The organism is Microbacterium sediminis (genome assembly GCF_004564075.1).
Classification (GTDB): domain Bacteria; phylum Actinomycetota; class Actinomycetes; order Actinomycetales; family Microbacteriaceae; genus Microbacterium; species Microbacterium sediminis.
On record NZ_CP038256.1, the window covers coordinates 1,899,764 to 1,920,684 of the forward strand.

Consider the following 20,921-nt stretch of genomic DNA (forward strand, 5'->3'; position numbering starts at 1 on the left):
CGCGCCGCGCGGAAGGCCCGGTCCCCCGCGGGGCCGGGCCTTCCGCCGTTCGCCGGTACCCTCGACGGATGAGCACCGTGCCCGACGCCTGGATCCCGCATCGCCGATCCGGCGACGGCGAGCTGATCGGCTGGATCCGGCCGGAGGGCGAGCGGTTCGTCGCCGTGTCGCTGTTCGGCGCCGACGTCTCGCCAGCCCTCGACTGGGTCGAGGCGGAGGAGGCCCTGGAGGAGGTGGGCCTGTCGTGGCTCGCCGACGTGTGGGAGCTGACGCACGAGGGCCGGGCGCTGCGCGTGCGCATCGTCGAGGTCTCCCCCGGCGAGAGCGAGACCCGGCCCGGCCGCGTGCTGGTCAAGACCGACGACTTCGGCGCGATCGACGTGCCCTATGAGCTGCACGCGCTCCCCTGGCCGCCGCCGGAGCTGCGCCCCGCCCGGCCCGGCAGCGGCGCATCCCCCTGGGGCTGATGCGCCGCTCCCCCGCTCAGGGCTGCCCGCCGCCGGGGCCGCCGCTCATCCCGGCCGACTCCTGCTGCTCGACGCTGCCGGCGTAGTCGTTCGTCGGATCGCGGTAGATCGTGTGCACGTGTCCCCAGCCCGAGGTCGTGACGCCGTCGACGTCGGCGCCCGCCGATCCCTGCTGCGCCGCGAAGCCGACGTAGACGTTCGGCCCCGAGATGAGGAAGCCGATCCCGTCGCCCTGCGTCATGTCATAGACCGTTGCGCCCGACCAGCTGATGTACGTCTCGTCCAGCGTGGCCTCGATCTCGGCGAGCGCCGCGGCGGTCGTCTCGTCGTCGGCCATGCCCACCCAGTTCGCGATCACGTCGAGCAGGAGCTGCTTCTGCTCGTCGGTGAGGTCGGCGCCCACGAGGCCGACGCCGGTGTCGAACGAGCACGTGCCGCCGGGCTGGCACGCGAACTGCTGCACCTGCTCGCCCTGGGAGAGCGCGGCAAGCTGCTCGTCGTCGAGGCTGTCGTAGAAGGCGAAGGCCGACTCGTAGATGGCCGAGAACGGCTGCACCTCCTCGCCCTCCTCGTTCGTGTAGACCGCCGGCTGCACGCCCAGATGCGTGGGCGCGAACGTGAGCGCGTTCTCGGCGCCCTCCAGCGTGGCGTTGATGCCCAGATGGTGACCGCCGAACTGCACCTCCCAGGAGGCGGTGTCGGACGGATCGCCGAAGAACGCAATGTAGTACTGCCCGAGCGAGTCCTCGCTGGACGAGCTGTACTCGCCCAGGTATTCGTCGCCGCCGATGATGCCGGTCACCATCGCGTACGCCTCGTCATCGAGCAGCGCCTCGAGCACGGCCATGGCCGCCGTGCGCTGCTCCTCGGTGAGATCGTCGAGGTTCAGGCCGGCGCGCTCGACGAAGGTGACCGGGAAGTTCGTCCATGACGTCGTCTTCGTCTCGTCGTCGAAGGCGTACAGGACGGTCTCGCGCTGCGCGTCGGTCAAGGTCGCGAGGAACGCCTCGGCCGCGGCGGTGGTGTCGGCGATCGTCTCGGCCGTCGTCGTCGCGCCCTCGCCGTCGGTGGTCGCGCTGACCTCGGCATCGGCGGTGGAGGTGTCGGCCGAGGCGGAGGCCGACGTCGTCGCGGCGGGCTCGGCCGCGACGGCGCTGCATCCGGCGAGCGCGAGGCCGGCGACGAGCACGGAGGCGGCGATCCATCCGGCGCGGGTGCGACGGCGGATCGGGGGTCGGTTCGGGGTCGGGGTCGTGGTGTCTTCGGTCATGCCTTCGAGCCTGGACACCGCCGCTATGCGTCCCCTATGCGGCCCCTATGCCACCCGGATGAAGGTTCCGGCGCGAATGCTCACCGGCATCGACGGCCGGCCCGGCACCGCCCGCCTCCGCGAGCGCCGCGAGCAGGCGCATCCGCTCCTCCGACTCGCTGCCGGCGTCGGGGTAGTACACGACGAGGATGACGTCGTCGACGGGCAGCTTGTCGCGATGCAGCCGCAGCTCGCCGACCACCGGATGGTGCACGGTCGTCGTCCCGCCGTCGAGGCTGCGCACGTCCTGCCGGGCCCAGAGCGACCGGAAACGCTCGCTCGACAGCGACAGCTCGCCGACGAGTTCCACGAAGCGCGGATCGTCGAGATCGTCGCCGATGCTGCGCCGCAGCGCCGCGACGATCCCTGCCGCCGCCTGCTCCCAATCCTCGTGGAACGCCTGCTCCTCCGGATCGAGCAGCAGCGATCGAAGCCGGTTCATCCCGGGCCGCAGGCGCGGCGAGAGCGCGAGCGCCAGCGCGTTGGCAGCGAGGACGTCGAACGCGCGGCCCTCGACGAACGCCGGCAGCTGCAGACCGGCAAGAAGCTGGTGCAGGCGGTCGGGGACCCGTTCCGGGCGTACCCGGCGTCGGCGGCGCGGCGCAGGTTCGGCGAGACCGTGCAGGTATTCCCGCTCGACGTCGTCCAGCTGGAGCACCCGCGCGAGGGCATCGAGCACCTGCGCGGAGGGATGCCGGTCGCGCCCGCGCTCAAGGCGCAGGTAATAGTCGGCGCTGATGCCCGCCAGCAGCGCCACCTCCTCTCGGCGCAGGCCGGGGACGCGTCGATCGCCCGAGTCGCGCAGACCCACGCTCCCGGGAGAGACGAGCTCGCGGCGAGCGCGCAGATAGCTGCCCAGTCTGTTGTCCACGGTGCGATCCGTCACCCCTGAACCGTAACGCCGCCGCGTGCGGCGTGGGAGGGTCCCGCCAGGACCCGGGAAGCAGGCGGCTCTGCCGCGTGCGGCGCCGGCGGCGCACGATCGATCCGAGCCGCCCGCACGGCGGCAGAGAAGGAGAGACATGGACATCACCACACGCACCGCTTTCATCGCCGGCGGCACCTCGGGCATCGGCCGAGAACTGGCGCGGCGACTCGCCGCCGCGGGGAGCACCGTCATCGTCGGCGGCCGAAACGTCGCGGCTCTGGCGGAGCTCGAGTCCGAGGGCATCGTCGGCGTCGAGCTCGATGTCACCGACGCCGCCTCGGTCGCGAAGGCCCGTGATCGGGTGCTCGCGGCGCATCCCCGTCTGGACACCGTCGTGACGATGTCGGGAATCATGCCGATCGAGGACCTGCGCGATCCCGCGCACTTCTCCGACGCGCATCGGGCGATCGAGACGAACCTCGTCGGCACGATCCGGGTCATTGACGCGTTCACACCGCACCTGATCGCGCGGGGCGGAGGCGCGATCATGACGGTCACGTCGGGCATCGCCTACCTGCCGTTCCCTCCGATGCCGACCTACGCAGCATCCAAGGCGGCGGTCCACGCCTACACCGAGGCGCTGCGAGCGCAGCTCGCGGACGCGGGCATCGACGTGATCGAACTCGTCCCGCCGGCCGTTGCTTCGGCTGGCCAGGAGCGGGTCAACCCGCACGCCCTGCCGCTGGACGCGTTCGTCTCGGAGGTGCTCGACCTGCTCGCGGCCGACCCGACACCGTCGCAGATCCTCGTGCGCGGCGTGCAGATGCACCGATGGGCGGAGCGCGACGGCACGTACGACGAGCTCGTCGCGCAGCGTTCGGCGGCGCTGGCGATGCTGCCCGGCCGGGGCTGAGGTCGGCGGCCGGAGCCCGCCCCCTCCGGCGCGCGTAGGGTCGAAGCATGGATGCTCTCTACACGACCGAAGCCCTCTCCACCGGCGCCGGGCGCGACGGACACGTCGCCGTCGCCGGATCCGACCTCGCGTTCGATCTCGCCGTCCCGAAGGAGATGGGAGGCTCGGGCGCCGGAGCGAACCCCGAGCAGCTGTTCGCCGCCGGGTACGCCGCGTGCTTCCACTCCGCCCTGCAGGCCGTGGCCCGCGGCCGCAAGGTCGCGATCGAGGGATCGTCGGTCGGCTCGCGCGTCTCGATCGGCTCCAACGGCGAGGGCGGCTTCCAGCTCGCCGTGCAGCTCGAGGTGGTCATCCCCGAGCTCGACCACGCCACCGCGCAGGAGCTCGCCGATGCGGCCCACCAGGTGTGCCCCTACTCGAACGCGACGCGCGGGAACATCGACGTGACGGTCACCGTCTCGGACGACTGATCCGCGCCGCGCGACCGGACACGGCCTCGCGCCCCGCATCGAGCGGGCGCGAGGCCGTCGCGGTGACGGCTACTGCGGCTCGCTGAGGCGCTGGGCGAGCATCTGCTTGCCCTGTTCGCCTGCCTTGCGGTTCTCGTGCTGGATCTTACGGAACCACGTGGCGAGCTCCTCGTCACCCTCGCGCTCCGCGTCCTCGATGTAGGTCTCGAGCTTCCACACGTTGTGCAGCGATGCCTCGAGCGCCCAGATCAGGTTGTAGTTCTTGTCCCGGACCGGGCTCTGCGGCTCATCGGTCATCATCGACTCCTTCCGTCGTGTTCCCTCTTTCGTGGCCACGGTAGGAGCCGGCGCGGCGGCATGCAGGGGGCTGGTGCATCGCCGAGGCGTCGCACATACTGTGCGACCTCGGCCTCTAGCCGGTGACCTCCGCGGCGCGGCGGAGGTCGTCGACGAGCTGCGCGAAGGCGGCACGGCGATCGGTCTCGTCGCGCACGCGCAGGATGCTCGAGGGATGGGCGGTGACGACGGTCGGGGTGCCGGACGGATCCGACGACTCCATGACCGTGCCCCGCACCTCGCCGATCGTCACGGGCCTGCCGAGCACGGCCCGCGCCGCGGTTGCCCCGAGCGCCACGATCACCTCCGGCCGCACGGCGGCGATCTCCTCCTCCAGCCACGGCCGGCACGCCACGACGTGCGCGACGCCGGGCTTCTCGTGGATGCGCCGCTTGCCCCGCCGCTCGAACCGGAAGTGCTTCACCGCGTTCGTGCGGTACACGCCGTCGGCGGGCACGCCGGCAGCCCCGAGCGCGTCGTCGACCACGCGACCGGCCGGGCCGACGAAGGGCGCTCCCTCCCGGTCCTCGCGGTCGCCCGGCTGCTCGCCGACGAGCATGATCCGCGCATCCGGCTCACCCCGCGAGAAGACGGCCTGGGTCGCATCGCGCCACAGCTCGCACCCGCGGCACTCGTCCACGGCCGCGCGCAGTCGCTCAACCGTCGCGCCGCGCGGCACCCACTCCTCGGCCCCGGGCCGCTCCTCGTCCGCCGGCGACATGGCGCGCCTCAGGCGGATCGGAGCAGCACGCGCCCGGCGTCGACGCGGACCTCCCAGCGTGGCTGCGGCACGCTGGCGGGGCCGCGCTCCACCCCGCCGTCCGCGAGGCGGAACCGGCTGCCGTGCCAGGGGCAGGTGACGCACCCGTCGGCGTCGAGGGTGCCCTCGTCGAGCGGACCTCCCGCGTGCGTGCACACCGCCGACAGCGCGTGCAGCTGGCCGCGGTGCCGGGTGAGGACGACGGGGATGTCGTCGATCGTGAGGCGCCGCAGCTCGCCCTCGGCCACGTCGAGCTCGGCTGCCACGTCGGTCCATCGGCCCACGCGCTTCTGGAACGCGGTGCGGTTCACGCCGATGCCGCGCACCCACGAAAGGTGACCGCCGAGGTAGGCCGACACCCCCGTGAAGCCGACGGCGACGAGGCTGAGCCCGACTCCCACGCCCCGACGTCCCCGCCGGCGCGCGATCCAGGAGCCCGCCTGCAGCGCGGAGGCGGTGGCGTTCAGGAGCGCGTGGACGAGGCCGACGCGCTTGTCCTTCCCGTTCGTGTCGGACCAGTCCGACGCGCCGGCCAGCGCCGTCGGCGCCGAGGCGATCAGCCCCATGCCCACGAGCCGGCGCGCGGCCGCGGCGCCCTCCTCGCCCGCGGTGAGGTCGAGGGCGGTGGCCGCTCCCCACGCGCCGATCGGCAGATCCGTGAGCACAGGGTGCAGCTGATGGCCGAGCCAGGAACCCGAGAGCGCGTTCTTGACCGGTGTCGGGCGGGTGACCGCGGACACCGATCCGCTCACCTTCTCGGCGACCTGGTCGAGCCCGCGGGCGCGCTGGATCCGGTGGATGAGGGCCTGTCCGAGCATGCGTTTCCTTCCTTTCATCGATCACCGGCGGGCGGGGCGACCTCCGCGCGGGCGGCCGCCGCTTTCTCCTCGCGCTTGCGGCCGAACCGTGCCACGAGGAACAGCAGCGATCCGACCACGACATAGGCCGCGGTGCCGAGCCAGACGATCCCGGTCTGCTGGGTGAGCAGCACGATGCTGGCGATGATCGCGAGCACGGGGACGATCCGCGGCACCGAGAAGTGCCGGTGGCCCACGCGATCCTTCTTCAGCACGAGCACGCTGACGTTCGCCGAGAGGAAGACGAGCAGCAGCAGGAGCACCGTCGTCGACGCGAGGGTGCCGATGTCGCCGACCATCGACAGCAGCATCGTCGCCCCGGCCACCACGAGGATCGACACCCACGGCGTGCGGCGCCGGGGCAGCACGCGCCCGAACGCTCGCGGCAGCAGTCCGGACTCGGCGAGGCCGTAGCCGACGCGGCTGGCCATGACCATGAACAGCAGCGCACCGTTGGCGATCGCCACCAGCGCGATGAGGCTGAAGATCCATCCCGGCATCGCGACGCCGCTCGCGGTGACGACCTCGAGCAGCGGTCCCGTGGAGGTGGCCAGCTCGCTGGGCGGCACGACGATGACGGCGCCGAGCGCGATCAGCAGGTAGACGACCGCCGCGGTGAGGATCGCCCCGAACAGCGCGCGCGGATACGACTTGGACGGATCCTTGACCTCCTCGGCCATGTTCGCCGCCGCCTCGAAGCCCAGGAACGAGAAGAACGCGACGATCGACGCCGCGAACGCGCCCTGCAGCGGCGGCACATCCGGCGCGAACTCGACCACGCGCGAGAGGTCGCCGTCACCGCGGCCGAGCACCATGGCCGCGAGCACGATGACGATCACCAGTCCCGTGACCTCGATCACCGATGCGGCCAGGTTCGCTCCCAGCGACTCCTTCACCCCGCGGAGGTTGATCAGCGTCAGCAGGGCGATGAACACGAGCGCCGTCGGGATCGGCGGCAGATCGAACAGCGCCGACAGGTAGTCTCCGGCGAACGCGTTGGCGAGCGCCGCCGCCGTGGTGATCCCCGACGCCATCATGAGGAAGCCGACGAGGAACGACAGGTACGGGATCCCGAACGCCCGATCCACGTACCGCGCCGCCCCTCCCGCGTGCGGGTACTTGGTGATCAGCTCGGCATAGGTCCCGGCGGTCAGCAGCGCGACGACGAGCGCGATGAGCAGCGGCAGCCAGATGACGCCGCCGACATCGGTCGCCATCGTGCCGACGAGCGTGTAGATGCCGGCGCCGAGCGTGTCTCCGACGATGAACGCATACAGCAGCGGCGTGCCGATGGCGCGCTTCAGTCCGAGCGGATGCTCGACCAGGGGTGCGGGAGTTTCCGTGGTCATCGCTCCACCCCACCGCGGAGCGCTCGCGCCGTAAAGGGACTGGCGCCCGCGCGCGATCTGTGGCATTACCGCGGGCGGGAACGACGAGAGGCCCGGCCTTTCGGCCGAGCCTCTCGTCGTTGTGTCGGGATGCAACCCACCGCTCCTCCACACGCCGCTACGCGGCGCGCGGAGCCTCTGCGGCGGGTACCCGCCCGACATCAGCGATCAACGACGAGAGGCCCGGCCTTTCGGCCGAGCCTCTCGTCGTTACGTCGGGATGACAGGATTTGAACCTGCGACCCCCTGACCCCCAGTCAGGTGCGCTACCAAGCTGCGCCACATCCCGATGCCCGCCCACGGGCGGACAACTCGACTAGTCTACCCGGTCGATCGGGGTGCCGCGAACCGCGGTGGGAATGTCGGCGGCGGTGCGTACGGTGGGCCCATGGTCGAGATCACGACGCGACCCGCGACGCTGCGGGAATGGGACGACGTGCAGGCGGCGCTGACCGGTGGCGGCGACGGCGCGTCGTGCCAGTGCGCCTGGCCGCTGCTGCCCAACGCCGAGTGGCGATCGACCGGCGTCGACGAGCGCCGCGAGATGCTCCGAGGCGAGCTGCGCGACGGCCCGCCGCCCGGACTGGTCGCGTACGTCGACGGGGCTCCGGCCGGCTGGGTGAGGATCGGCCCTCGGCCGGCGCAGCGGCGGCTGGCTCGCAGCAGGGTGGTGCGGGCCTCCCCCGAGCCGCTCGACGACGGATCGGTGTGGGCGATCACGTGCTTCTCGGTGCGCCGCGAGCACCGGCGGCTCGGGCTCAACGCCGCGCTCCTCGAGGCGGCGGTGGCGTACGCGCGCGAGCAGGGCGCGCGAGCCGTGGAGGCCTATCCGATCGACAACACCGCCGCGAAGCCGGCGACCAACGATCTCTACGTCGGCGCCCTCACCACGTTCCTCGCCGCCGGCTTCACGGTCCTCGGCCGCCCCACGCCCACCCGGGCGACGGTCTCGCTGACGCTCACTTGACCCCGGCAACATACCCTCGTTATATAACGTGGGTATATAGTTGAGAGCATGAGTCGTGCGGAGGATGTCGAGGCCCTGATCATCGCGGCGCACCGGCTGACGCGGGTCGCCGCGCTCGAGACGAACAGCCAGACGCCCGCCGCCCAGTGGCGCACGCTCGCGATCCTGCGCGACAACGGCCCGCAGCGGATCGGCGAGCTCGCGCGCCTGAGCCGCGTGACCCAGCCGGGGATGACGCGGCTGATCGGGACGATGACGGAGCTCGGCCTCGTCGAGCGCCGTGACGAGCCGGGCGACTCCCGGGCCGTGCAGATCGTGGCGACCGAGCGCGGCGTCGCCGCCTACGCCCAGTGGCGCGCGCACCTCGTCGACGCGATGCTGCCCCGCTTCGAGGGACTCAGCGCCGAGGAGTGGGCGGTGATCCGCCAGGCGGCGGCGCTGCTCAACGACCGCATCGCCCCCGCCACGGCCGCGCCCGCAACCAGTGACATCGAGAACGGAGAGACCGAGTGAGCGCCCACGCCCCCGCCGACACCCCCATCTGGAGGCAGCCCCTGCCCGTCTGGGCCATCGCCTTCGCGAGCGTGATCGCGTTCATGGGCATCGGCCTGGTCGACCCGATCCTGCCCGCGATCGCCGAACAGCTCGAGGCCACCCCGGTCGAGACCGAGCTGCTCTTCACGAGCTACCTCGCCATCACCGGCATCATGATGCTCTTCACCAGCTGGGTCTCGAGCCGCATCGGCACCAAGCGCACCCTGCTGCTCGGGCTCGCGCTCGTGGTCGTGTTCGCGTTCCTGTGCGCGATCAGCGGCTCGGTCGACGCGGTCATCGGCTTCCGCGCCGGCTGGGGCATCGGCAACGCCCTGTTCGCCTCCACCGCGCTGGCGGCCATCGTCGGCGCTGCATCCGGCGGATCGGGCGCCGCGATCATCCTCTACGAGGCCGCTCTGGGCCTCGGCATCGCGGTCGGTCCGCTCGTGGGCGGCCTGCTCGGCGAGATCAGCTGGCGCGGCCCGTTCTTCGGCGTCGCCACCCTCATGGCGATCGCGTTCATCGCGATCACCGTGCTGCTGCGCGAGCGCGGCGCCAAGCCGGCGCCGATCGCCCTGTCGGCACCGTTCCGCGCGCTGCGGATCCCCTCGCTCGGCCGCCTCGCGATCGCCGCCCTGTTCTACAACATCGCGTTCTTCATCCTGCTGGCCTACTCGCCCTTCCCCCTCGGCTTCGGTGCCATGCAGATCGGCTGGACGTTCTTCGGCTGGGGCCTGGCCCTGGCCGTGACGAGCGTCGTCGTCGCGCCGATCCTCATCCGCCGGTGGGGGCGGCGCCGCACGCTCATGACGATGTTCGCGCTGCTCGCGGCCGACCTCATCGTCGCGGGCATCGTGGTCGAGCACGCCCCGGCGCTCGTGGCCTGCATCATCGTCGGCGGCCTCGTGCTCGGCGTGTGCAACACTGCGCTCACGGAGGCCGTCATGGAGGCCACCGAGCTCCCCCGTCAGGTCGCGTCGTCCGCGTACTCGGCGGTGCGCTTCATCGGCGGCGCCGTGGCCCCGCCCCTGGCGGCCTGGCTGGGCAACGCGTTCAGCGAGACCGTGCCGTACTTCTTCGCCGGCGCCGCCGCGCTCGTGTCGCTGCTCGTCCTGGCCGTCTCGGCCCGCCACCTCGCCGTGATCGACCGCGACCCGGAGCCCGCCGAGCTCGAGGAGGCCGAGGCGCTCACCGCCGGCGACGCAAGCTGATCGTTCGTCCTACGATGGCCGGATGACCGAATCGGTGCGCCTGGACGTGTGGCTGTGGGCGGTGCGGGTGTACAAGACCCGCTCGCTCGCCACCACCGCGGTGCGAGGCGGCCACGTGCGGGTCAACGGCGATCCCGTCAAGGCATCGTACGCGCTCAAGGTCGGCGACGAGGTGCGCGTGCGCATCGCCGGCTTCGACCGCGTGCTGGGGGTGCGCGAGCTGCTGGCCAAGCGCGTGGGCGCGCCGGTCGCCGCCAAGGCATACGAGGACCGCACGCCTCCCCCGCCGCCGCGGGAGTTCGTGGCACCGATCGTCACCCGCGACCGCGGCGCCGGGCGGCCCACCAAGCGCGAGCGCCGCGCGATCGATCAGCTGCGCGGCCGAGACTGACGCGGGCTCAGAGCCGCTCGCGCAGCCCCGGCCACGACGCGGCGAAGCCCGGATGCAGCGGGAGCTCGTCGACCCGATCGATCGGCACCCACTCGAGCTCCAGGCTCTCGGGATCGCTGATCACCGGATCGAACGGCTCGATCACGTCGGCCACGACCGTCGTGTACCGCCACACGCCCACGTCGAACACCGACGTGAACCGCACCGCGACCGACGCCGCGGGGACGCCGGCCTCCTCGAAGGCTTCGCGCAGCGCGCCGTCCACCGGCGACTCCCCCTGGTGCAGCGCCCCGCCGGGCAGCGCCCACGTGCCGCCGTGATGGCTCCACCCCACGCGGTGCTGCAGCAGCACGCCCCGCTCGGGGTCGACGGCCAGCAGCCCGGCCGCGCCGAAGCGCCCCCAGAACCTCTCGCCCGTGGGCGCGTAGACCCAGGCGTCGCCGGGGTCGCGCGGGGCGGCGGGATCTGCGGGCGCGCGGGTCACTTGCGCTGCCGCCGCTCTCGCACGCGCATGTTGATGACGATCGGCGTGCCCTCGAAGCCGTACAGCTCGCGGAGGCGGCGCTGCACGAACCGCCGGTAACCGGGATCGAGGAAGCCGGTCGTGAAGAGCACGAACGTCGGCGGACGCGTGCCCGCCTGCGTGCCGAACAGGATGCGGGGCTGCTTGCCGCCGCGCAGCGGGTGCGGGTGCTCCTGCACGAGCTCGGTGATGAACGCGTTGAACTTGCCGGTGGGGATGCGCTGATCCCACGACGCGAGCGCCATCTCGAGCGCCGGCACGAGCTTGTCGAGGTGACGGCCCGTCTTCGCCGAGATGTTCACGCGCGGCGCCCACGCCACGTGGGCGAGGTCCTGCTCGATCTCGCGCTCCAGCAGGCGGCGACGATCGCCGCCGCGGGCGTCGTCGGCCAGCAGCTCGTCCCACTTGTTGAAGGCGAGCACGAGCGCGCGGCCCGACTCGAGCACGAGGTCGATGATGCGCACGTCCTGCTCGCTGATCGGCTGGCTCACGTCGAGCACCACGACCGCGACCTCGGCCTTCTCGAGCGCGGCCGAGGTGCGCAGCGACGCGTAGAAGTCGGCGCCCTGCGACAGGTGCACGCGGCGGCGGATGCCGGCCGTGTCGACCAAGCGCCACAGCTTGCCGCCGAGCTCGACGATCTCGTCCACGGGGTCGCGCGTGGTGCCGGCAAGCTCGTTGACGACCACGCGCTCCTCGCCCGCCGCCTTGTTCAGCAGCGACGACTTGCCCACGTTCGGCCGGCCCAGGATCGCCACGCGCCGCGGCCCGCCGATCTCGTGCTTGGCCACGGCCGACACCTTGGGCAGCACCTTCATGACCGCGTCGAGCAGGTCGGCCACGCCGCGACCGTGGATCGCCGAGACGGGGTAGGGCTCGCCCAGCCCGAGGTTCCACAGCGCGGCGGCCTCGGGCTCGTGCACGGCGTCGTCGATCTTGTTCGCGACGAGGAACACGGGCTTGTCGGTCTTGCGCAGCAGGCGCACGACGTGCTCGTCGGTGGCCGTCGCGCCGGTCATGGCGTCGACGACGAAGAGGATCACGTCGGCCAGGTCGATCGCGATCTCCGACTGCGCCGCCACCGAGCGGTCGATGCCCTTCGCGTCGGGCTCCCACCCGCCGGTGTCGACGAGCGAGAAGCGCCGGTCCATCCACTCGGCCTTGTACGTGACGCGGTCACGCGTGACGCCCGGGGTGTCCTCGACGACGGCCTCGCGGCGGCCGAGGATGCGGTTCACGAGCGCGGACTTGCCGACGTTCGGGCGTCCCACGATCGCGACCACCGGCAGCGCCGGCAGGTACTCGATGCCCTCTTCGCCGAGGTTGAGGCCGGCCAGCAGCGCGGCATCCTCCTCGTCGAGGTCGTAGTCCTCGAGGCTCTGGCGCAGCGTGGCGGCGCGCGCCTCGGCGAGCTCCTCATCCAGCTCCGCCATGCGCTCGGCCAGGCGGTCGGGGCCGCCCTCGTACTCGTCTTCAGCGGCCATCGCGGCCTCCCAGCTTTCGGTCGATCACCGTGAGCACGGCGTCGATGGACTGTTCGAAATCAAGATCGCTCGTGTCGACCACGTCGACGCCCGGATCCGCCTGCGCGAGATCCAGCACGTGGCTGTCGGACGCGTCGCGGGCGGCCTGCGCGGCGAGCACCTCGGCGGTGTCGGCGCCGAGCTCGAGGCCGCGGCGCTGCGCCCGCACCTCGGGAGAGGCCGTCATGAGGATGCGCACGGGCGCGTCGGGCGCCACCACCGAGGTGATGTCGCGACCCTCGATCACGACGCCCTCGAGCCCCGACTCCCCCGCCAGGCGGCGGAAGATCCCGTTGAGGAACGCGCGCACCTCGGCCACCCGGGTGAACCCGGCGATCGCGGCGGTCACCTCGGGGGTGCGGATGGCGGCGGTCACATCGGTGCCCTGGACGGCGACCGTGCGGTCGTCCGGGTCGAGCCCCAGGCGAAGGTCGAAGCTCGAGAGCGCGTCGAGGACGGCGTCGGTGTCGGCGGTGTCGCGGCCCAGCGACAGCACGTGCCACGACAGCGCGCGGTAGCCCGCACCGGTGTCGAGGTAGCCGTAGCCGCGGCGGCGCGCGATCTCCTTCGACACGCTCGACTTGCCCGATCCGGCGGGTCCGTCGATCGCGATGATCGGCGTCTGGTCAGTCATCGTCGGTGCTCGCAATCCGCCACCCGCGGGCCTCCAGGCCCTCCACACATGTCTCCAGGATCGACCGCTCGACGGCGATCTCGGCCAGCCCCAGCGGCGCGCCGGGCGAGTGCTCGAGCCGGAAGTCCTCCACGTTCACGCCGAGCTCGCCCAGGTCGCCGAAGAGCCGCCCCAGCTGGCCGGCCGTGTCGTCGATCATCACGACGAACGACACGAAGTGGCGGCGCTGACCGTGCTTGCCGGGCAGGCGCTCGACGCCGACGTTGCCGCGGCGGATGGCCTCGGCGATGGCGCGGCGCGAACCGGGCGCATCGGTGCGGCGCAGCGCCTGCGACAGCTCGGCCAGGTCCGCGGCGAGCGCGTCGAGCACCTCGACCACGGGCGCGGCGTTGGCGTCGAGGATCTGCACCCACAGCTCGGGCGCGGAGTGGGCGATGCGCGTGGTGTCGCGCACGCCCTGCCCGGCCAGCTCCAGCGATTCGGCGGCGGCCGGCACGAAGCGGGCAGCGAGGAGCGACGCCACAACCTGCGGCACGTGCGAGACGAGCGCGACGGAGCGATCGTGCTCCTCGGGCGTCATCTCGATCGGCACCGCACCGAGATCCAGTGCGAGCGATTCGACGAGCGCGAGGTCGCGCGCGGAGGTCTCGCCGTCGCGGCAGATCACCCACGGGCGGCCCACGAAGATGTCGGAGCGGGCCGAGATCGCCCCACCGCGCTCACGCCCCGCCATGGGGTGCGAGCCGATGTACCGGGTGAGGTCCACGCCGCGCTCGCGCAGCTCGCGCAGCGGTTGCAGCTTCACCGAGGCGACGTCGGTGACGACGGCGTCGGGGTGGGCGCGCAGCTCGGCCTCGACGACGTCGGCGACGACGTCGGGCGGCACACACACCACCACGAGCGCGGGCGCATCGCCCGGGGCGGCGGCCCGGCCGGCGCCGTAGTCCACGGCCAGGCGCAGCTGCGACCGCGACGTGTCGGCGAGCGCCACGTCGACGCCCGCGCGCATCAGCGCGTGGCCGATGCTCGCGCCGAGAAGCCCCGCGCCGACGATGCGGACCGTGCCCTCCACGCGCGAGATGCGGCCGGGGACGGTGCCGTCGGCGCGCACACGCGTCTCGCTCACGGCGTCCCCTCCTGATCTGCGTCCGAATCGCGCTCGACGCCCGCGGGCGGAGCATCCGATCCCTGACGCGAGAGCGTCAGCAGCGCACCGAGTTCCACCTTAGTCAACTCGCGCGCGCGGCCCACTGGGAGGGTTCCCAGGTGCAGCGGGCCGAACTGGCGCCGCACGAGCTCGACGACGGGGTGGCCGACCTCGGCCATCATGCGCCGCACGATGCGGTTGCGCCCGGAGTGCAGGGTGAGCTCGACGAGGCTGGAGCCGCCCGAGGTGTCGAGCAGGCGCGCCTTGTCGGCGTGGATGGGCCCGTCCTCGAGCTCGATGCCGCGCGTGAGCTTCGCGATCGTCTGCGGGGTGACGGTGCCCTTCACCTTCGCGATGTACACCTTGGTCACCCCGAACGACGGGTGGGCGAGCACCTGCGCGAGCTCGCCGTCGTTGGTGAGCACGAGCAGGCCGCTCGTGTCGGCGTCGAGCCGGCCCACGTTGAACAGCCGCTCGGGCCAGTCGCGCGTGAAGGCCCGCAGGTCCTTCCGGCCGCGGTCGTCCTTCATGGAGCTGACGACGCCCGTGGGCTTGTTGAGCATGACGTAGCGCTTGGAGGCGTCGAGCTGCACGGCGGTGCCGTCCACGTCCACGAGGTCGCGCTCGGGGTCGATCCGGCTGCCCAGCTCGGTGACCACCCGGCCGTTGACCCGCACCCGGCCCTGCACGATGAGCTCCTCCGAGGCGCGACGCGAGGCGACCCCGGCGTTCGCGAGCACCTTCTGCAGCCTGATGCCCTCGTCGGCCGACGCGTTGTGATCCATGCCTTCAAGGATCCCATGGGCGCGCGTCAGGCGATGTCGTCGAACCCGTCCGCGCCGTCATCGAGCAGCGGCGAGATCGGCGGCAGCTCGTCGAGCGAGTTGATGCCGAGGTGCTGCAGCAGCTGATCGGTGGTCCCGTAGTTGATCGCGCCCGTCTCGGGATCGGTGAACAGCTCGGTGATGAGCCCGCGCGCCAGGAGCGTCCGCACGACGGAGTCGACGTTGACGGCGCGGATCTGCGCCACCTGCGAGCGCGTCACCGGCTGCTTGTACGCGATCACCGCGAGCGTCTCGAGCGCGGCCTGCGACAGCCGCGCGGGCGCCTGACCGCCGATGTAGTCGGCCACGAGCCCGTCGAAGTCGTCGCGCACGTACAGGCGCCAGCCGCCGCCGACCTCGCGCAGCTCGAACCCGCGGCGCGGGCCCGATCCCCGGCCGTCGTAGTCGGCCACGAGGCCCTCGAGCGCCTGCCGCACGGCGGGCACGGGGGCGCCCACGGCGGTCGCGAGGCTCACGAGGCTGAGCGGCTCGTCGGCGATGAGCAGGATCGCCTCCAGCCGCTGCGGCACGGTGCCCACGGGCTCGGGGCGCGGCGCGTCCTCGGTCTCGATCGGGTTCTCATCGGTCATAGTCGGCCCCCAGGGTCGCCAGTGTGTCCTCGGACCAGTGCTCGGCCGTCCACCGCAGCGTGAGCTCGCCCAGCGGCTCGAGCTGCTCGAACGACACCGCCGCGTGACGGTACAGCTCCAGCACCGAGATGAAGCGGGCCACGACCACCCCGGCCTGCGAGACGCCCGCGATCAGCTCGCGGAACGTCATCGTCTCGGCGCTGCGCAGCGTCGAGACGACGATCGCGGCCTGCTCGCGGATGCTCACGAGCGGCGCGTGCAGGTGATCCAGCCCGACCGCGGGGATGTCGCGCGGCGTCAGCGCGAGCAGCGCGATCGCGGCGAAGTCGTCGGGCGTGAGGGTCCACACCAGCTCGGGCGTGCGCGCCCGGTACTTCGGGTCGAGCGGCACCGATCGCGCGTGGCGGCCCTCCTCCGCGCGCAGGCGCTGCGCGAACCAGCCCGAGACCTCCTTGAACGCGCGGTACTGCAGCAGGCGCGCGAAGAGCAGGTCGCGGGCCTCGAGCAGCGCCACCGACTCGGCGTCGACGAGCTCGCCCTGCGGCAGCAGGCCCGCCACCTTCATGTCGAGCAGGGTGGCCGCCACCACGAGGAACTCGCTGGCCCGCTCCAGCTCCTCGCCGGAGTCGAGGTCGCGCAGGTAGGCGATGAACTCGTCGGTCACCTTGCTCAGCGCGATCTCGGTGATGTCCATCTCGTGCTTCGAGATGAGCTGCAGCAGCAGGTCGAACGGCCCGTCGAAGTTGCTCAGCGACACCCGGAACGAGCGCTCGTCGGCGGACTCCGGCGCCCCGCCGTCCGCCTCGGCGGCGTCCTCGCCCGGCGAACGCGGATCGGTCATCGCTACGCGACGGCGCCGCGGGCGACCAGCTCGCGCGCGAGCCGCAGGTAGGCCTGCGCGGCCGGGTGCTCCGGCGCGTACTCGGTGAGCGGCTGACCGGCGACCGAGGCGTCGGGGAACTTGACCGTGCGGCCGATCACCGTCTCGAACACCTTGTCGCCGAACGTCTCGACGATGCGCTCGAGCACCTCGCGCGAGTGCAGGGTGCGCGCGTCGTACATCGTGGCGAGCAGCCCGTCCAGCTCGATCGTCGGGTTGAGGCGGTCCTTGACCTTCTCGATCGTCTCGATCAGCAGGGCCACGCCGCGCAGCGCGAAGAACTCGCACTCGAGCGGGATGAGCACGCCGTGCGCCGCCGTGAGGGCGTTGACGGTGAGCAGGCCCAGCGACGGCTGGCAGTCGATGAGGATCACGTCGTAGTCGGCGCTCACGCGGCGCAGCACGTGCGAGAGGATCGACTCGCGCGCGACCTCGTTGACGAGGTGCACCTCGGCGGCCGACAGGTCGATGTTCGCCGGGATGAGGTCCAGGCCCTCGGTCGCCGTCGGCACGATCGCCTCGCGCGGGTCGCGCTTGGTGTCGAGCAGCAGGTCGTAGATCGTCGGCACGTCGTGGGTCTGGATCCCGAGCCCCGCCGACAGCGCGCCCTGCGGGTCGAAGTCGACGGCGAGCACCTTGCGGCCGTACTCGGCGAGCGATGCGGCCAGGTTGATCGACGTGGTCGTCTTGCCGACGCCGCCCTTCTGGTTGCACAGCGCGATGATGCGCGCCGGGCCGTGCCGATCCAGCTTCGGCGGCGTCGGGAAGCCCTGGTAGGGACGCCCCGTCGGACCGAGGACCGTCTCATCCTTCGAGGTCTTCGACTTCTGCGCCACCGATGCTCCTGCCTGTCCCGCGATCCCTCGATTCTAGTCACGCGCCGTTCACCACCCCGGGTGACGCGCCCGCGGCGGCCCTACCGGGCCCGGGGGTGGCTCGTCGCGTGGATGTCGCGCAGCGTGCGCAGCACGCTCGTGCCCGAAGGGCACAGAAGGCGCGAGAACTACCTCGCCCTGGGGTGGCTCGTCGCGTAGATGTCCCGCAGCGTGCGCAGCACGCTCGTGCCCGAAGGGCACAGAAGGCGCGAGAACTACCTCGCCCGGGGGTGGCTCGTCGCGTAGATGTCCCGCAGCGTGTCGACGGTGACGTGCGTGTAGATCTGCGTGGTCGCCACGGAGGCGTGGCCGAGCAGCTCCTGGACGACGCGCACGTCGGCCCCGCCCTGCAGCAGGTGCGTCGCGAAGGAGTGCCGCAGGGTGTGGGGCGACACGTGCGCGGTCAGCTGGGCGCGCTCGGCGGCCGACTGGATCACGAGCCACGCGCTCTGGCGCGACAGCGGCGCGCCGCGGGCGCCGAGGAACAGCCTCGGCGACGCGGGGCCGCGCGTGGCGAGGTCGGGCCGCACGCGCGTGAGGTAGGCGTCGATCGCCTGCCGCGCGAACGAGCCGACGGGCACGATCCGCTCCTTCGATCCCTTGCCGCGCAGCCGCACGACGTCGCCGTGCGCGAGGTCGTCCACGTCGAGGCCGATCGCCTCCGAGACACGCGCGCCGGTGGCGTACAGCAGCTCGAGCAGGGCGCGGTCGCGGATGCCGATCGGATCCTCGGGCGACGGGGCCTGCAGCAGCCGCTCGATCTGATCGATCGTGAGCGCCTTCGGCAGGCGCCGCGCCTGCTTGGGCGGGCGCAGCCGCTGCGCGGGGTCGTCCACGGCGATGCCCTCGCGCGCAAGGAACCGGTGCAGCCCGCGCACCGAGGACTGCAGCCGGGCCAGCGACGAGGCGGCGGGCGGGGGCTCGGCCGAGGCGCGCTCGGCCGCGAATTCCGCGACGATCGCCGGCGTCACCGCCTCGGTGTCGGCGATGCCGCGCTCGGCGAGCCAGCCGCCGTACGCCGCGAGGTCGCGGCGGTACGCGGCCACGGTGTGATCGCTCAGCCCGCGTTCGATCGTGATGTGACGCAGGTAGCCATCGATCGCCCGCTCGATGCGCATCAGGCCCCGCGGCGGCGGATCCGATCGGCGGCGAGCAGCAGGCCCAGCGCGAGCGTCGCGTTGGCGAAGCGCCCGTCGCGCACGCCCTGCAGGGCCTCCTCGAGCGGCACCCACTCGAGCAGCATGTCGGACTCCTCGGCCTCGCGGGCGAAGGTCTCGCCCGACGCCGACAGCCCGGTCGCGAGGAAGATCTCGATGAGCTCGGCGCTGCTGCCGGGGCTGAGGGCGAAGGTGCCCAGGCTCTCCCAGTGCTCCGCGACGAGATCGGCCTCCTCGGCCAGTTCGCGCTGCGCGCCCGCGAGGTGGTCCTCGCCGTCGACGTCGTGGAGGCCGGCGGGGATCTCCCACTCGCGCGTGCGGATCGGGTGGCGGTACTGCTGGATCAGCAGCACGCGCTCCGCGTCGTCGATCGCGACGATCGCCGACGCGCCCGGGTGGGCGATGTAGTGCCGGACGATGTCGTGCCCGTTGTAGTCGAGGCGATCCTCGACGACGTCCCAGACCCGCCCGCGGTAGCCGGTGCGGGTCTCGGTGATGGGGATGTCGACGCGCTCGTCGCGCAGGGTCACGGTCAGGCCTCGACCTCGTCCTTGAACAGCTCGCTCGCGCGGTGACGCTCGAGCGCCGCCGCGACGAGGCCGCGGAACAGCGGGTGCGGGTCGGTCGGGCGCGAGCGCAGCTCCGGGTGGGCCTGCGTGGCGATGTAGTACGGGTGCACGTCGCGCGGCAGCTCCACGAACTCGACGAGGTCGAGGTCCGGGTTGATGCCCGAGAAGACCATGCCGGCGTCCGCGATCTGCTGGCGGTAGGCGTTGTTGACCTCGTAGCGGTGGCGGTGGCGCTCCTGCACCTCGGTCGCGCCGTACAGCTCCGCGGCGAGCGAGCCCTCGGCCAGGCGCGCGGGGTACAGGCCCAGGCGCATCGTGCCGCCGAGGTCGCCGCCCTCGAGGATCTCGACCTGCTCGGCCATCGTCGCGATGACGGCCGCCGGGGTCTCGGGATCGAACTCGCTCGACGAGGCGCCCTCGATGCCCGCCACGTGGCGCGCGTATTCGATCACCATGCACTGCAGGCCCAGGCACAGGCCGAGCGACGGGATGCCCTGCTCGCGGGCGAACCGCAGCGCGCCGAGCTTGCCCTCGATGCCGCGGATGCCGAACCCGCCGGGGATGCAGATGCCGTCGAGCTCGGAGAGCTGCTCGCGCGCGCCTTCGGGGGTCTCGCACAGATCGGATGGGATCCAGCGGATGTTGACCTTGGACTCCTGGGCGAAGCCGCCCGCCTTGAGCGCCTCGGTGACCGACAGGTAGGCGTCGGGCAGGTCGATGTACTTGCCGACCAGGCCGATCGTGACCTCGTGCTTGGGGTTGTGCACGGCCTGGAGCACGCGGCCCCAGCGGGTCCAGTCCACCTCGCCGGCCTTGTCCAGGCCCAGGCGGCGGACGATGAACGAGTCCAGCCCCTGGTCGTTGAGCGTGGAGGGGATGTCGTAGATGCTCGGCAGGTCGACGGTGTTGACGACGCCCTCGGTCTCGACGTCGCACATGAGCGCGATCTTCTTGAGGTTCGCCTCGGTCACCGGGCGGTCGCTGCGCAGCACGAGCGCGTCGGGCTGGATGCCGACCTGGCGCAGCGCGGCGACGGAGTGCTGCGTCGGCTTGGTCTTCTGCTCGCCCGACGCGCCCATGAACGGCACGAGCGAGACGTGCACGAAGAACACGTTGTCGCGTCCGAGCTCGTGGCGCAGCTGACGGGCGGCCTCGAGGAACGGCTGCGACTCGATGTCGCCCACCGTGCCGCCGACCTCGGTGATGATCACGTCGGGCTGCGGGTCGGCCTGGGCCTGCAGGCGCATGCGGCGCTTGATCTCGTCGGTGATGTGCGGGATCACCTGCACGGTGTCGCCGAGGTACTCGCCGCGGCGCTCGCGCGCGATCACCTGCGAGTAGATCTGCCCGGTCGTCACGTTCGCCGCCTGGCTCAGGTTGACGTCGAGGAAGCGCTCGTAGTGCCCGATGTCGAGGTCGGTCTCGGCGCCGTCGTCGGTGACGAAGACCTCGCCGTGCTGGAACGGGTTCATCGTGCCCGGATCGACGTTCAGATACGGGTCGAGCTTCTGCATCACCACGTGGAGTCCACGTGCCGTCAGGAGATTGCCGAGACTGGCGGCCGTGAGCCCCTTGCCCAGCGAGGAGACGACACCGCCCGTCACGAAGATCTGCTTGGTCGTCGTACCCGCGTGGCCCTCAGAAGTGGTGTGCATCACGGGCTTCTATCCTAACAGTCGCGGTCCTGGCGGGAGGCGGCGCGCCGATCGGGCGCCCCTGGGAAGGAAC

At 72.1% G+C, this 20,921-nt stretch carries 24 protein-coding genes and 1 tRNA gene; 7 read left to right on the top strand and 18 right to left on the bottom strand.

The genetic code is table 11. The features are described from left to right. The first annotated feature begins 68 nt into the window (after positions 1-68). On the top strand, positions 69-467 hold the full coding sequence (locus E3O41_RS09050) for a hypothetical protein (RefSeq protein WP_067027318.1): 399 nt from the start codon (positions 69-71) through the stop codon (positions 465-467). A gap of 16 nt (positions 468-483) precedes the next feature. Here E3O41_RS09050 and E3O41_RS09055 read toward each other — a convergent pair whose 3' ends face one another. Both E3O41_RS09055 and E3O41_RS09060 read right to left on the bottom strand, forming a co-directional pair. Further along, positions 484-1,737 (bottom strand): DUF3500 domain-containing protein, encoded by a 1,254-nt coding sequence (locus E3O41_RS09055; protein WP_135012278.1) that lies wholly within the window; start codon positions 1,735-1,737, stop codon positions 484-486. Positions 1,738-1,771: 34 nt separating this feature from the next. Further along, positions 1,772-2,662 carry a helix-turn-helix transcriptional regulator gene (locus E3O41_RS09060; RefSeq protein WP_067027322.1) on the bottom strand — a complete coding sequence of 297 codons (891 nt, stop codon included), beginning with the start codon at positions 2,660-2,662 and terminating at the stop codon, positions 1,772-1,774. Positions 2,663-2,798: 136 nt separating this feature from the next. On the opposite strand from E3O41_RS09060, the gene E3O41_RS09065 reads away from it, so the two are divergent. Both E3O41_RS09065 and E3O41_RS09070 read left to right on the top strand, forming a co-directional pair. Continuing rightward, entirely contained in the window at positions 2,799-3,557 is a 759-nt protein-coding gene (locus E3O41_RS09065) for an SDR family oxidoreductase (protein ID WP_067027324.1), read from the top strand. Between the two features lie 47 nt (positions 3,558-3,604). Further along, a complete protein-coding gene (locus tag E3O41_RS09070) occupies positions 3,605-4,027 on the top strand; it encodes an organic hydroperoxide resistance protein (RefSeq protein WP_067027326.1) in 423 nt (140 codons plus the stop codon). A 69-nt stretch (positions 4,028-4,096) separates the two neighbouring features. Here the strand turns inward: E3O41_RS09070 and E3O41_RS09075 are convergent, their stop codons facing one another. The 5 genes from E3O41_RS09075 to E3O41_RS09095 all read right to left on the bottom strand — a co-directional run bounded on the left by E3O41_RS09075 (position 4,097) and on the right by E3O41_RS09095 (position 7,657). Next, a complete protein-coding gene (locus E3O41_RS09075; protein WP_067027328.1) occupies positions 4,097-4,324 on the bottom strand; it encodes a hypothetical protein in 228 nt (75 codons plus the stop codon). 115 nt (positions 4,325-4,439) lie between these two features. Beyond that, positions 4,440-5,084, bottom strand: coding sequence for a UdgX family uracil-DNA binding protein (locus tag E3O41_RS09080; protein WP_067027330.1), 645 nt, complete (start codon positions 5,082-5,084; stop codon positions 4,440-4,442). An 8-nt stretch (positions 5,085-5,092) separates the two neighbouring features. After that, positions 5,093-5,941, bottom strand: coding sequence for a Rieske (2Fe-2S) protein (locus tag E3O41_RS09085; RefSeq protein WP_067027332.1), 849 nt, complete (start codon positions 5,939-5,941; stop codon positions 5,093-5,095). Positions 5,942-5,955: 14 nt separating this feature from the next. Beyond that, on the bottom strand, positions 5,956-7,329 hold the full coding sequence (locus tag E3O41_RS09090; RefSeq protein WP_067027334.1) for an APC family permease: 1,374 nt from the start codon (positions 7,327-7,329) through the stop codon (positions 5,956-5,958). A 254-nt stretch (positions 7,330-7,583) separates the two neighbouring features. Next, positions 7,584-7,657 (bottom strand) — tRNA-Pro (locus tag E3O41_RS09095). Between the two features lie 99 nt (positions 7,658-7,756). Between E3O41_RS09095 and E3O41_RS09100 the strand changes: the two genes are divergently transcribed. Genes E3O41_RS09100 through E3O41_RS09115 form a run of 4 tightly spaced genes read left to right on the top strand, consistent with a single transcriptional unit; the run spans position 7,757 to position 10,471 of the window. Beyond that, on the top strand, positions 7,757-8,335 hold the full coding sequence (locus E3O41_RS09100) for a GNAT family N-acetyltransferase (protein WP_067027336.1): 579 nt from the start codon (positions 7,757-7,759) through the stop codon (positions 8,333-8,335). Positions 8,336-8,383: 48 nt separating this feature from the next. Next, on the top strand, positions 8,384-8,848 hold the full coding sequence (locus tag E3O41_RS09105; RefSeq protein ID WP_067027338.1) for a MarR family winged helix-turn-helix transcriptional regulator: 465 nt from the start codon (positions 8,384-8,386) through the stop codon (positions 8,846-8,848). Beyond that, complete coding sequence (locus E3O41_RS09110; RefSeq protein ID WP_067027340.1) at positions 8,845-10,080, top strand: MFS transporter; 1,236 nt, start codon at positions 8,845-8,847, stop codon at positions 10,078-10,080. The genes E3O41_RS09105 and E3O41_RS09110 overlap by 4 nt, the downstream gene beginning before the upstream one ends. Before the next feature lie 22 nt (positions 10,081-10,102). Continuing rightward, on the top strand, positions 10,103-10,471 hold the full coding sequence (locus E3O41_RS09115) for an RNA-binding S4 domain-containing protein (protein ID WP_067027342.1): 369 nt from the start codon (positions 10,103-10,105) through the stop codon (positions 10,469-10,471). Positions 10,472-10,478: 7 nt separating this feature from the next. On the opposite strand, the gene E3O41_RS09120 is transcribed toward E3O41_RS09115, so the two are convergent. The 11 genes from E3O41_RS09120 to E3O41_RS09170 all read right to left on the bottom strand — a co-directional run bounded on the left by E3O41_RS09120 (position 10,479) and on the right by E3O41_RS09170 (position 20,848). Then, positions 10,479-10,955, bottom strand: a complete 477-nt coding sequence (locus tag E3O41_RS09120) for an NUDIX hydrolase (RefSeq protein WP_067027344.1) — start codon at positions 10,953-10,955, stop codon at positions 10,479-10,481. Then, positions 10,952-12,478, bottom strand: coding sequence for a ribosome biogenesis GTPase Der (gene der / locus E3O41_RS09125; protein ID WP_067027347.1), 1,527 nt, complete (start codon positions 12,476-12,478; stop codon positions 10,952-10,954). Before der ends, E3O41_RS09120 begins: the two co-directional genes overlap by 4 nt. Then, positions 12,468-13,151: a (d)CMP kinase gene (cmk, locus tag E3O41_RS09130; protein WP_067027349.1), complete on the bottom strand. Its 684-nt coding sequence runs from the start codon at positions 13,149-13,151 to the stop codon at positions 12,468-12,470. Before cmk ends, der begins: the two co-directional genes overlap by 11 nt. Next, positions 13,144-14,277, bottom strand: coding sequence for a prephenate dehydrogenase (locus E3O41_RS09135; protein ID WP_083991007.1), 1,134 nt, complete (start codon positions 14,275-14,277; stop codon positions 13,144-13,146). The genes cmk and E3O41_RS09135 overlap by 8 nt, the downstream gene beginning before the upstream one ends. Further along, a complete protein-coding gene (locus E3O41_RS09140; RefSeq protein ID WP_067027350.1) occupies positions 14,274-15,083 on the bottom strand; it encodes a pseudouridine synthase in 810 nt (269 codons plus the stop codon). The genes E3O41_RS09135 and E3O41_RS09140 overlap by 4 nt, the downstream gene beginning before the upstream one ends. 26 nt (positions 15,084-15,109) lie before the next feature. Further along, entirely contained in the window at positions 15,110-15,712 is a 603-nt protein-coding gene (gene scpB, locus E3O41_RS09145; protein ID WP_067027352.1) for an SMC-Scp complex subunit ScpB, read from the bottom strand. Then, positions 15,702-16,553: a segregation and condensation protein A gene (locus E3O41_RS09150; RefSeq protein WP_067027354.1), complete on the bottom strand. Its 852-nt coding sequence runs from the start codon at positions 16,551-16,553 to the stop codon at positions 15,702-15,704. The genes scpB and E3O41_RS09150 overlap by 11 nt, the downstream gene beginning before the upstream one ends. Positions 16,554-16,555: 2 nt before the next feature. Continuing rightward, positions 16,556-17,428: a ParA family protein gene (locus E3O41_RS09155; protein ID WP_067027356.1), complete on the bottom strand. Its 873-nt coding sequence runs from the start codon at positions 17,426-17,428 to the stop codon at positions 16,556-16,558. A 254-nt stretch (positions 17,429-17,682) separates the two neighbouring features. Then, the gene (gene xerD, locus E3O41_RS09160; RefSeq protein ID WP_067027358.1) at positions 17,683-18,585 is read right to left on the bottom strand and encodes a site-specific tyrosine recombinase XerD; all 903 of its coding nucleotides are present in this window, start codon (positions 18,583-18,585) and stop codon (positions 17,683-17,685) included. Then, the gene (locus tag E3O41_RS09165) at positions 18,585-19,154 is read right to left on the bottom strand and encodes an NUDIX domain-containing protein (RefSeq protein ID WP_240482465.1); all 570 of its coding nucleotides are present in this window, start codon (positions 19,152-19,154) and stop codon (positions 18,585-18,587) included. Before E3O41_RS09165 ends, xerD begins: the two co-directional genes overlap by 1 nt. Before the next feature lie 2 nt (positions 19,155-19,156). Further along, a complete protein-coding gene (locus E3O41_RS09170) occupies positions 19,157-20,848 on the bottom strand; it encodes a CTP synthase (protein WP_135012279.1) in 1,692 nt (563 codons plus the stop codon). Positions 20,849-20,921 lie beyond the last annotated feature (73 nt).